This is a genomic window from Pseudoalteromonas sp. SWXJZ94C, from assembly GCF_015864385.1.
Taxonomy (GTDB): domain Bacteria; phylum Pseudomonadota; class Gammaproteobacteria; order Enterobacterales; family Alteromonadaceae; genus Pseudoalteromonas.
This window is the reverse complement of the sequence record NZ_JADYXF010000074.1, coordinates 1-11963: the sequence shown is the minus strand read 5'-3', so window position 1 is coordinate 11963 and position 11963 is coordinate 1. Positions and strand designations below refer to the sequence as shown.

Here is an 11963-nt window from a genome sequence, read left to right as displayed (position 1 = left end):
AATAGGGGGAAGTCCCAATGACAAGTGTGGCAATTATGCTAGAGGTTGCTAGCTCCGCGTAGCGGCTTTGTTCAACACTTTATTGAACACCACTTTGGGGGTTTATAACACCCCAAAACGGCGTATATTACATAGCTCAATAATTCCACTAAATAACGCCAATGTAAACAAGTAATTACGTATGTTATAAAATGATCGTTGTTAAAATACACCAAAACGACTTTTAATAATGTTATTGGACAAAACACAAAAACTGTCTATACACAGTGCGTATTTGAGGTTGAATATCATTTATGAAATCTCTGTTTCTAACCATGATTAAATATTATATGTATAACAAGCGCTGTACAAAAAGCACTATTGAAGCTTATCTATTTTAAATAGCTGCCTATATCCGCTTTAATAATATGCAACACCCTAGTTCTATGGGAGATACTAAAGCGGAGTTATATTTAAACCATTTAGTGAACTCGCAAAATATAGCGCAAGGTACACAAGCCAACGCATTGAATGCGCTAAGTTTTCTATATAAATAAATCATCAAGAAACCCCTCTCATTATCATTCGATTTTGTAAAAAATGAACGATCGAGAAAATTACCTATTGTTCTTACACAAACAGAAATTTCAGCACTATTTAAACACTGTATTACAAAATATTATTTACCCTGTGGTTTTTTTATGGTCGTGGTATGTGATTAAAAATCAAATTAGACAGCCACTTTAATTTAACAAATAAAACGATGCCACTAAATTTACTTTTTGGTTAAGCGTTCATCTATTTTTATGCCGTCACTCGCACACCACCCATTAAAGTAAGTCTCTATTACTACTAAACCCCTATTGCACGCATAAAAAATAAACCTGTCACTGTTCTAAAATTTTAAATAACTTAGTGATAGTAATCGCTTAAGTAATTTGTTAAAAAAGGTATAAATTTAAGCAAGCAGATCTCTTAATATGCACAGGATAATATGCGTTCAATTCAACTTTTAGGTTTAATCTGCTCACTTGCCGCATTTACTTTGTTATATTGGACGTTAGCGCCAATAACATCACAAAGTAGCGGACCAGCTACGAGTGCATCAGGCTTAGTTTTAATGTTTTTTTTTGCACCGCTGCTTGGATTTTCCGCCTTATTACAAATCCCATCTTCATTAGCATTAATAAATAAAAAATTGCGTACCAGTAGTTATTTCTCAGGTAAGTTTTGGTACTGCGTTTGGGGTTTAAATAGTTGCTTATCTTTAGGCTATCTTACAGCCACTGTTTATTTAGCTTATATTTATCAAGGTAAATAACCCTAAAATCCATCCTAACCTTTGCGACATTGTTTATTAAGCACTCTAATTAAGTGTTTCGATAGCTCCTCATAACATGGGTAAAGTATTGTAAATTCTATGAATATACTCAAATAGATTTGTATAGTGCGCAATATACAAGGTCATTATATCTCGATAAAAGGTCATGTTTACTATGAAAAAACTTATCGTTGCGCTAATAATATTAGGTTGCGAGTTATTGACTGTAGCCAATGCTGCAGAGCAATTAACGGCTACTATTATTGGGTCAGGTTCACCCATTTATAATGAGAACCGAGCGAGTGCAAGCACGTTAATTTCGCTAGGTGACACACATATTTTGGTTGATATGGGAAACGGCACGCAAGCCAACTTAAATAAATTAGGCTTTAATGCTAAAAATATATCAGCACTATTTTTAACCCATCATCATCTTGATCATAACGAAGAATTTGTTCCTATGTTTATTGGCTCTCTTTTAGGTCAGGATAACTTCACTATTATGGGTCCGCCTAATACCGTTAAGCTCACAGAGTTAAATTTAGAGCTATACAACGAAGACATTTCATATCGTTTAAGCAAAACAAACCGCACACTTGATGAGCGTAAAAATGCGTTTGAAGTAAAAGATTTAAAGGGTGGTGAGTCGTTTAAAATAGACGATATTGTTGTGACTACACTCAAAGTACCCCATACAATTTATACTATTGCCTACCGATTTGATTATAAAGGGCAGTCTATCGTTATTACTGGTGACCTTACTTATTCTGACAAACTACCTACATTTGCTAAAAATGCCGATTATATGATCATTGATTCGGGCGGCATGATAATGAAAGACGGACGCCGTAAAAATAAAAGCGGCAATAAGTCGTCTCAAAGTCGAGAAAATAAAAAGCCCAAAGGAAATGCGCATCTAAACCTAGCTGACTCAAGCTCTATGGCTAATAAAGCGAACGTTAAAAATTTGGTATACACCCATTTTAATTCAACGGTTGTTGATACCGTAGCAAGCATGAAAGAAATTCAAAAAAATTACAGCGGCAATGTAATTTTTGGTGAAGATTTAATGGAGCTAAAAAATACGCCTCAAACTACTTCTCCTAAAGTAGCAAACAACTATACCATTGTTGATACTAACCAAAGAGTTGCTTATAGCAACAATGACGTTATTGAATTACCGCAAAGCGACGATGCTTTTTTTGGTCAAGATGCGAATTACATTATTAATCCGCCTTCGTACACTGATAATCATAACGGCGCAGTTACCGATAATGTAACGGGATTAACCTGGCAACAAGAGATGGGTAGTAAACTGTCTTTTGAAGAAGCACTAAAAAAAGTTAATAGTGTAAAATTAGGTGGCTTCAGCGACTGGCGAATACCGACTATTAAAGAGCTTTATTCTTTAATTGAATTTTCTGGCAGCGTGAAAGGAGATAAAGCGCTTTATCCTTTTATAGACACCAATTACTTTAATCAGCCTATTGGTAACACAAGTGCAGGGGAGCGAGAAATAGACGCGCAAACGTGGTCAAGCACCGAATACGTTGCTAAGACCATGAAAAGCGATGACACTGTTTTTGGCGTAAATTTTGTTGATGGCCGCATTAAAGGCTACCCAAAATATAATCCGCGCACTCAAGAGCCTAACAAAATGTACTTTAGGTTTGTTAGAGGAAACACTGATTACGGAAAAAACGATTTTGTTGATAAGAGTAACGGCACTATTTTAGATACCGCTACAGGATTAACGTGGCAAAAAGCCGACAGTAACAAGGGTCTAAATTGGCAACAAGCACTGCAATATGCTGAGCAGTCAACTTTAGGCGGTTATAACGATTGGCGCTTACCCAATGCCAAAGAGCTGCAAAGTATTGTTGATTATACTCGCTCGCCAGCTACATCTGATTCTGCTGCAATAAATCCTATTTTTGAAACATCATCAATTATAAATGAAGCCGGTGAAAAAGATTACTCATACTATTGGAGCTCTACAACTCACCTTGATGGTCCGGTGCCAGAAGAGGGCGCGGTATATATTGCTTTTGGTAAAGCTCTGGGTGAAATGCGCGGCATAACACTTGATGTGCACGGCGCGGGCTCTCAACGCAGCGATCCTAAAGTAGGAGAACCTACATCGAGAGGTCCGCAAGGCGATTTAATTCGAGTGAATAATTATGTTCGTATGGTAAGAGGCGGCGTAGTTGATGCAGCAACAGGAACCTTGTTAGAGAGTAAAAGTGAATACGCTGATATTAGCTTAACCCAAACAAACAACTCTCAAAAATCTCAAGCAACACCAGCGAATAAAAACAGTAATTTTATTAAACGATTTGATAAAAATAATGATGGAAAAGTAGAACGTTCAGAATTTAAGGCTTCGGATCAACGCTTTAAACACCTCGACAAAAACCAAGATGGATACATAAGCGCAAATGAAGCGCCAACAGGTCCTCCAAAAAAAGATCGTTAAAGTTATTTTATTAAATATAAAAGTGAAGCTAATCGAAAAAGGTCGCAGTAAATATACTGCGACCTTTTAGACTTAATATTTAACTCACCTAAACTTAGTAAGCGCCAGCGCTGTAAATAAGCTCGTAGCTGTGGCTATAAATCTCTAAAATATTACCAAACGGGTCTTCCATGTAGATCATGCGGTATGGTTTTTCTCCTGGGTAGTAATAACGTGGTGCTTCCATACGTTTTTTACCGCCGGCTTCTACTATACGCTCCGCTAAGCCTTCTACATCTGGGTCTTGAACACAAAAGTGAAAGATGCCTGTTTTCCAGTATTCAAAGTTGTTTTTTGGGTTTTCTTGGTTTTTAAATTCAAAGATTTCTACACCAATACGATCGCCTGTAGATAGGTGCGCTATTTTAAATTTTTCCCATTTTTCGCCAAATACTTCTGTGCACATTTCGCCAATTGGGCTTTTGTCTTCGGTAATTAAGGTAGGTTCCATTATTGTGTACCATCCCATAACCTTAGTGTAAAACTCAACGGCTTTTTCAACGTCGGGAACCGAAATACCTATGTGCGAAAAACTACGTGGATATGTATGACTCATAATACTTCCTCTTTAACTTGTGACTTAGCTTGTGACTAATCTTATGACTAGTTGATGGAGTTAGTTTACGAACAGGGAAGTATTAAGTAAAATTATCATTAATCATCATTTTGAGTATGCTTTGTAATGATAAATCCTACATGGTTAAACACATTTTGCACTTTGGTTGAGGTAAATCATTTTACCCAAACTGCCCAGCGCCTTTACATGACGCAATCAGGCGTGAGTCAGCATATTAAAAAGCTAGAGCAGCAAGTTAACTGCGCCTTACTTGAGCGCCACGGTAAGCAGTTTTCGCTTACGCCACAGGGCCAAAATTTATATCAGCAGGGCAGTCAACTTCTTAAAAATTGGCAGTTTTTAGAGCAACAGTTAAAAGATGATTCACCCTATAGGGGATCTATAAAAATTCAATCACCGGGCAGTTGTGGTTTAAAATTTTATAGCCAGTTGCTAACACTGCAATCTGAGCATGAAGGGCTGACTATTGATTACCGTTTTGCGCCTAATGAAAGTGTGGAACAAGCAATAGCAAATCATAGCGCCGACATTGGCTTTTTAACTCATCCGCCTGTGCTTGGCGAAGTAACAAGCCACAAAATAGGTAAAGAGGCGCTATTACTTGTAACACCTGCAACAATTAAAACGCCAACGTGGCAAACATTATGTAACTTAGGATTTATAGGTCATCCCGACGCAAAACACCACGCGCAATTATTACTTAGCGAAAACTACAGTGAGTTTGAACATATTGACCAAATAAAACGGGCGGGGTTTTCTAACCAAATTAGTTTAATACTAGAGCCTGTAAGTTTAGGGTTGGGCTTTACGGTATTACCTGCTCATGCTGTAGGAGCATTTAATAAGCCTGAGCTTATTAAAACGCATCATTTAGTAAATCCAGTTAGTGAATCTATTTATGTGTGCCATCATCGAAATCGACCGCTGGCAAAACGCATGAATACTGTGATTGAGTTAATTAAGGCGGGAATTAGTAATTAGGTGTACGTTTATAAACAAAACGCGGTGTAAGTAGTTAAAGCGTAAACCCCCTTTACACCTATGGCACGTTACACCATAGGCAAAAGGGGATATAAAATTAGTTAACGCTTTCTAATTTTGCTTTTAAATCGAGTAAGTCGGTTGCGATTGTGTTTGGTTGTATTTCCCACGGATCGAAAATAGATTCTTTTGAGCGCTGAATCCAAGCGGCGCGCATGCCATGCGATATAGCACCGGTTACATCAAACGGGTTACTTGATACAAGCCATGTGTTTGCACCTGTTGAATTTGTTTCCCGTAAAAAGTGACTATAAACCCCTGGGTTTGGCTTAAAAGTTTTAACATCGTCGGCACTTACTACCCCTTCAAAAAGCTCATCAATACCTGCCGTTTTTAATAAGGTATGAACCGCATCGGCAGCCCCATTTGAAAATGCAAACAAACGGTAATCTTTCGCTTTTAATTGTTCAAGACCGGCTTTTACATCGTCGAACGCAGGAAGTGTTTTATAAAGCTCTAGCAGCTGTGCTTTTTGCTCGTCACTCAGCTCGGTTTTGTGCGCTAAGCAGGCGTAGTCGAGTGCGTGTTTGGTACATAGCGAGAAAGGAATATAATTTTGCATTAACCCACGTCTAAATGAGTATTCTAATTGCTTTTCGCGCCATGTGTTTGAAAATGCTTGGGCGTTGTCGCCAATCATGTCGTCGAGTAAGGACAGTACGCCATGGGTGTTAATTAGCGTACCGTATACGTCAAATGCAAGTGTAGTTGCCATGTTTGCCCTTGTTATTTTAAATTAAATTTATAGCTTAATTTCGCTAATTTGGATTTGTGGCTGGGTATTTGTAAAGTTAACTAGGTCTGCCAAAATTTTATCTGCGTGCGGTGCAAATGAATTTTGAAATACTTCTACCGATTCAAAAACAAGATGCCCCATTGCAATATAAGTTGGTGCTTCATTTGGTGTACCGCCAGCAAGCCCAGCATCTGCGGAGCCACTAATTAATGCATCACCTAGTAAATCGGCAATAAGCGGAATATGTGCATTGCAGTAGTAGTCAAAATCGAATTGAGCATCGGCTGCGTTTGGGTAAAGTACTGAAACTTTAATCATTGAGACTCTCCAGTATAAATAAGAATACTTACACGTTAAGGCTTAGGTAATAGTAAATAAAAAAGTTACCAAGATAACTACGCATCACTTTGAACGATCGCTCAAGAATTATCAAGCTCTCAATTAAAATTGTCTAAAATTAGAATCATTAATCTACAAGAATTAAATTCGAATAATGTGAAAACTATAGAGATAGGTGCCTAAAAACTTAGCACCTACAAAATATAATGGGAACGAGCGATTAGTATTTCAACCGCAAAACTAAAGATAAGCTGTAATGGGGGTTTACATTAAATTTAGACAATCGTTTCTTGAACTTTATAACCGAATGCACATTTAGTTTAACTCAGCCAAAAAACGCTTGCGGTAACGTTTAGTTAGCTTTAACGATCTGAGCTGATCCGTTATTAACGTAAATAAAGGGGATGCGTTTGTTTTTACCGATTTACCTTCTCCAACACGGCGTATTTGCCTTTTAACCAATGCCATTATAGCAAGCCCAGCAAGGGTTTTATCTCGCCAAGTAACATTGGGTAACACGGCTAATTGCAATGGCTCATTTTGCCATTTATTTGGTAAATTGGGCTGATATGCAAGCGCAGTAGCGACTCCGACTAAAGCAACTCCACTTTCAATTACATTATTTGCAATAGATAAACGACTGATGCCGCCAGTTGTCATTATGGGTATTGAAGAACGCTGGCTAATTACTTTTGCAAACTCTAAAAAATATGCCTCGCGGGCTAGTGTGCGCTCATCGCCGGTTTTCCCTTGCATTGCCGGCGCTTCATAGCTGCCACCTGAAAGCTCTACAAAATCAACATTGAGCTCATTAAGTAAATCGACTACAACTTGCGCATCACTTGGTTCGAACCCGCCTCGTTGAAAATCTGCAGAGTTTAACTTTACCGATACCGAAAAAGTAGGCGAACAAAGTGCTTTTATATTACGAGTAATTTCCAGCAATAAACGCGCTCTGTTTTGCAAGCTTCCTCCCCACTGATCGTTACGCAGATTGGTAAGAGGCGATAAAAACTGAGCTAGTAAATAACCATGTGCAGCATGTATTTGTATTCCATTAAAACCGGCTTTTTCGGCTTGTTGTGCTGTTTGTGTAAAGCGGGTAATAACATCATCAATCTCGCTCTGCGTCATTGCTTTTGGTACGCCAAACAAGTGCGAATGCTTACCCATATTAAGTGCAACACTTGAGGCTGAAAGAACCTTTCCGCCCATTTTTTTAAATACCTGCCTACCAGGGTGATTAATTTGCATAACCACTTTGCAGTTGTTTTGTTTTGATAAGCGAGCAAGCTCTTCAAATGCAGTAATATCAGTATTTTTCTCAAGCACAAGACCACCAGGACCAGTCATTGCTAAATGATCAACCATTACATTACCCGTAATAATAAGTCCGGTACCACCTTTAGCCCACGCACTATAAATATTTTTAAGTGTTTGAGAAGGCGTTTGATCCTCTTGTGCTAGGTTTTCTTCCATGGCGGCTTTGGCAATACGATTTTTCAATACTAAACCACTAGGTAGGGTAAACGAGGTAAACACAGGGTTATGCATAATTATTAGCTAATTAAATTGACATTAAAGTAACTATAACCTTAAAGTTAGCTTTAAGGTCAATACACTAAGTTTATGTAAAGTGGAGTAATTATTAGTTATGAAAATAGGCGAACTTGCTAAACTTACCAACACCCCCACCAGTACAATTCGCTTTTACGAAAGCAAGGGCTTATTAAAACCGAGCACTCGCAGTGCAAACGGCTATAGACAATACTCACAACAAAACCTAGAAAAGCTTCAGCTAATTAAGTTCTCACAAAGCTTAGGGTTTTCTCTAGACGAAATTCCTATGTTACGTAACGAAAACGACGAGTTAGACCACACCGTAATAATTAAACGCTTAGAGCAAAAACAAAAAGAAGCCGATGAGCTCATTGTGCAAGTTAAACGTAAATCAGAACGCCTAAGCTCTTTAATTACATTACTTAATAGCCATTGGTCAAAAGGACAATGCCTGCCAAGCACTACTTTACATCAATTATTAGCTCAATCAGATTCTTGATCATCATAAAATTATAGAGCAAATTAAACCTAATGATTTATAAATACATAGAGGTAATAAAATGATTGAAGTAATACTTGATCAAGATGCTAAAACAAATGAATTATTGATAAGTTTTACGAATAAATATAACAAAGTATGTTTTATAGATCATATGCGTATATTTAAAAATGAAAGGTACACTGTCGCATGTCTCGATATTTATGATCTGGCGGGAAAAAAAATATCAAGATTAAAACATTTAAGGCTGCGCGCACCTAAATTCCCTGACGATTACCTAAAACTTGAAGCAGGGCAAACTTATTTAGCATCGCTTGATTTAAATAAGCACTTTAAGATTGAAACTAACGAAATAATTGTTCAATACAACTGTTATAACAGCTCTCCTATTTCAGAAGAGCGTCAAAAAATGAGTTCAAATAAAATAACCATGTGCATGTAATGTTGATCACTTAAACTTTTTAATACCAACTAGTACACATATAGCGCCGCCAATAATACCAGCCCATGCTTCTATTGGCGTGTCACCACTAAACGCACGGCTTAATTGCGACGTTGCTGCGCTATAAACATCATAGCCCCACACTATGAGTGCAATACCTATAACGATTAAAACAATTCCTATAATCTTATTATTCATAAATACCCTTAAGGTTTAATTTGTATAAACGAAATAAAAATAAATCAGGATTAATCTAATTCTAATTGAGCACGCTCAACACTTTCGCTGGGTAACTCTTTTTGTACCGATACACCTAACTCTTTAAACTCAGACGCTTGTTTAATCAAGTTCCCTTTACCACGATATAACTGTGAAAACGCTTTGTCGTAACTTTCTTTTGCTTTATCAAGCTGCTTACCTACGCCTTCCATACTTAATAAAAAGCCATTAAGTTTGTTATAAAAACGCTCGGCACGGTTTGCCAACTCTTTTGAGTATTTGGTTTGCTCTTCAAATCGCCAAAGTTGTTTAACAATATTTAAACTAGTAAGCAGCGTAGTTGGAGTAGCAACGAGTATATTTTTTTCAATTGCTTGTTGATAAATATCACTTTGATATTTAAGCGCCTCAACAAAAGCCGACTCTATTGGTACAAACATAACCACAACCTCTGGCGAGTTAAGACCAGGTAAGCGGTCGTACGATTTGCTTGCTAGCTCATTTATACGAGCTGTAACAGCGTTTACATGCTCTTTGATTGCTTGGTTAGCATCTAACTCGTTTTCCGCATTTACGTAGCGAGTATAAGCGTTTAGCGATGTTTTAGCGTCAATAACTAAATGGCGACCTTGTGGTAAGTACACAACTACATCAGGGCGCAGACGACCCTCTTCGGTGTTAAACGACACTTCGCGTTTGTAATCAACGCCAGCACGTAAGCCTGCGCTATCTAACACGTTTTCGAGCATTAGCTCTCCCCAATTGCCTTGGGTTTTCTTTTGCCCTTGTAGCGCATTACTGAGCTTATCGGCCTGATCGGTAATAGCTTGGCTTTTAGCCTGCAAATGCAGTAACTCTGTTTTAAGTGCCGTACGTTGTTTTATATCTTCAACGTGTATCGACTCCATTTTTTCTCTAAAGCCTTTTAGCTCGCCTTGAACTGGTTTTAATAATTGCTCAATGCTTTCTTGATTTAACGTTTTAAAGCTTTGCGATTTTTCTTCTAAAATTTTGTTGGCTAAGTTTTCGAATTCTTTTTTGAGCATATTTTTACTTTGCTCAATTTGTGCAAGTTGCTCAGTAAAGTTTTGCTGTTTTTGCTCAAGCATGGTGCGCATATTATTTAGTTCAACATCGCGTTGATTGTATTGCTCACGCAGGGCAGTAAGTTCACTTTCAGCCTTACGCCAAAATTGATTGTATTGAATACTTTGTTTTTCTTGTTCACTAACGCGCGTTTTAAAATGCTGCGCTTCATCGCGCTGCTCTTGATGGGTATGTTCAAGTAATTCGTGATCTTCAAGCAACGTGGTGTATTGCGATTGTTTATTATCGAACTGATTTTTTAATAGTGAAAGCTGCTGTTGTTGATCGCTTATTTGTTGATTTAATTTTTTGCGAAGCTGCGATGATACAACACCATAAAATACAACGCCTAGAGCAATACCAGAGCCTGCGCTTAACCAATCTATATTAGTGAGTATTTGAGTGAACATAAAAATAAACTTATAAAATTTAGAGACATGACATCATAACCAATAACAACCAATAGAAGTAGGGGAGCACAGAAATTACAGGCATAAAAAAACCAGCTCAAAATAAGCTGGTTAAATATTACTAAATTAAGTAATCAAAGGGAAAATCAACATGTGCCTGAGTAAGCTGCAACTTAAATACCCGTTCACAAAATAAATTAAATTATTATGCGAAGTTGTATACAACAGGCACTACAGTAGACCGGCAAACGAGATAATTAATTCAAAATAATTTTATAACGTTAAATAAAGTAAATTTACTTGGATTGTGTTTGATATGGATATAAATTTTGTGCATAAAAAAAGCCAGTTTAAAATAAACTGGCTTAATTATTACTAAAAATAGTAATCAAATTGGGGGGAAATCAATATGAAACTTGAATTAACTGCAATTAATCACAAGCATAATAGTAGACGGTCTCTTTTCAATTAAGTTCATAATAAATTCGAAATTATTCAAATAATATTTTAGCGGTAAATTTTAGACATAAAAAAAGCCAGTTTAAAATAAACTGGCTCAATCATTACTAAAATTAGTAACAAAATGGGGGAAATCAACATGAAGCTTGAGTTAACTGCAATTAATCAACAAGCATAATAGTAGACGGTCTCTTTCTGATTAAGTTCATAATAAATTCGAAACTATTTAAATAATATTTTAGTACTAAATTTTAGGCATAAAAAAAGCCAGTTTATTTTAAACTGGCTTAATCATTACTAAAATTAGTAACTAAATGGGGAAATCAACATGATGCTTGAGTTAACTGCAATTAATCAACAAGCATAATAGTAGACGGTCTCTTTCTGATTAAGTTCATAATAAATTCGAAACTATTTAAATAATATTTTAGTGCTAAATTTTAGGCATAAAAAAAGCCAGTTTAAAATAAACTGGCTCAATCATTACTAAAATTAGTAACTAAATGGGGAAATCAACATGATGCTTGAATTAACTGCAATTAATCAACAAGCATAATAGTAGACGGTCTCTCAGGGCAAGATCACGAACTTTACCTTGACTTAAAAGTATGATCTTATACTCCTTTTTTCAAGGAGCATTCTCATGCTTGATATTCAGCTATTTAAATATTTCGAATCAATCGATGATCCTCGCCAACAAGGTAAAGTGGTTCATAAACTATTTGATATCATATTCTTAGCCGTCAGCGCTGTTGTGTCTGGATGCCAAGGCTGGGAAGA

13 protein-coding genes are annotated in these 11963 nt (G+C 36.8%); 7 read left to right on the top strand and 6 right to left on the bottom strand.

Features of this window, described 5'->3' with window-relative positions; translation table 11 throughout:
* Positions 1-380: 380 nt before the first annotated feature.
* The 3 genes from I6F65_RS21875 (at position 381) to I6F65_RS20100 (ending at position 3776) form a co-directional block, all read left to right on the top strand.
* Positions 381-536, top strand: coding sequence for a phage integrase N-terminal SAM-like domain-containing protein (locus tag I6F65_RS21875; RefSeq protein WP_331461428.1), 156 nt, complete (start codon positions 381-383; stop codon positions 534-536).
* A 437-nt stretch (positions 537-973) separates the two neighbouring features.
* Positions 974-1300: a hypothetical protein gene (locus I6F65_RS20105; protein ID WP_024612163.1), complete on the top strand. Its 327-nt coding sequence runs from the start codon at positions 974-976 to the stop codon at positions 1298-1300.
* Positions 1301-1475: 175 nt separating this feature from the next.
* Complete coding sequence (locus I6F65_RS20100) at positions 1476-3776, top strand: DUF1566 domain-containing protein (RefSeq protein ID WP_197114597.1); 2301 nt, start codon at positions 1476-1478, stop codon at positions 3774-3776.
* A 94-nt stretch (positions 3777-3870) separates the two neighbouring features.
* On the opposite strand, the gene I6F65_RS20095 is transcribed toward I6F65_RS20100, so the two are convergent.
* Positions 3871-4371, bottom strand: coding sequence for a lactoylglutathione lyase family protein (locus tag I6F65_RS20095; protein WP_024612161.1), 501 nt, complete (start codon positions 4369-4371; stop codon positions 3871-3873).
* Between the two features lie 126 nt (positions 4372-4497).
* Between I6F65_RS20095 and I6F65_RS20090 the strand changes: the two genes are divergently transcribed.
* Complete coding sequence (locus tag I6F65_RS20090) at positions 4498-5373, top strand: LysR family transcriptional regulator (protein ID WP_024612160.1); 876 nt, start codon at positions 4498-4500, stop codon at positions 5371-5373.
* A 97-nt stretch (positions 5374-5470) separates the two neighbouring features.
* Here I6F65_RS20090 and I6F65_RS20085 read toward each other — a convergent pair whose 3' ends face one another.
* The 3 genes from I6F65_RS20085 to I6F65_RS20075 all read right to left on the bottom strand — a co-directional run bounded on the left by I6F65_RS20085 (position 5471) and on the right by I6F65_RS20075 (position 8062).
* Entirely contained in the window at positions 5471-6148 is a 678-nt protein-coding gene (locus I6F65_RS20085; protein ID WP_197114596.1) for a haloacid dehalogenase type II, read from the bottom strand.
* Between the two features lie 27 nt (positions 6149-6175).
* Complete coding sequence (locus I6F65_RS20080; RefSeq protein WP_024612159.1) at positions 6176-6487, bottom strand: EthD family reductase; 312 nt, start codon at positions 6485-6487, stop codon at positions 6176-6178.
* A 336-nt stretch (positions 6488-6823) separates the two neighbouring features.
* Positions 6824-8062: an NADH:flavin oxidoreductase/NADH oxidase family protein gene (locus tag I6F65_RS20075; protein WP_166113707.1), complete on the bottom strand. Its 1239-nt coding sequence runs from the start codon at positions 8060-8062 to the stop codon at positions 6824-6826.
* A gap of 100 nt (positions 8063-8162) precedes the next feature.
* On the opposite strand from I6F65_RS20075, the gene I6F65_RS20070 reads away from it, so the two are divergent.
* Together I6F65_RS20070 and I6F65_RS20065 are read left to right on the top strand one after the other, a co-directional pair.
* Positions 8163-8567, top strand: a complete 405-nt coding sequence (locus I6F65_RS20070; RefSeq protein ID WP_024612157.1) for a MerR family transcriptional regulator — start codon at positions 8163-8165, stop codon at positions 8565-8567.
* Positions 8568-8628: 61 nt separating this feature from the next.
* Entirely contained in the window at positions 8629-9009 is a 381-nt protein-coding gene (locus tag I6F65_RS20065; protein WP_166113710.1) for a hypothetical protein, read from the top strand.
* A gap of 6 nt (positions 9010-9015) precedes the next feature.
* Here the strand turns inward: I6F65_RS20065 and I6F65_RS20060 are convergent, their stop codons facing one another.
* Together I6F65_RS20060 and rmuC are read right to left on the bottom strand one after the other, a co-directional pair.
* Positions 9016-9207, bottom strand: a complete 192-nt coding sequence (locus I6F65_RS20060) for a DUF3185 family protein (RefSeq protein WP_166113713.1) — start codon at positions 9205-9207, stop codon at positions 9016-9018.
* 50 nt (positions 9208-9257) lie between these two features.
* Positions 9258-10724: a DNA recombination protein RmuC gene (gene rmuC, locus I6F65_RS20055; protein ID WP_024612154.1), complete on the bottom strand. Its 1467-nt coding sequence runs from the start codon at positions 10722-10724 to the stop codon at positions 9258-9260.
* A gap of 1102 nt (positions 10725-11826) precedes the next feature.
* Here rmuC and I6F65_RS20050 point away from each other — a divergent pair.
* Positions 11827-11963: transposase family protein (locus I6F65_RS20050; protein ID WP_197111189.1), on the top strand; the 137-nt coding region annotated here is incomplete at its 3' end.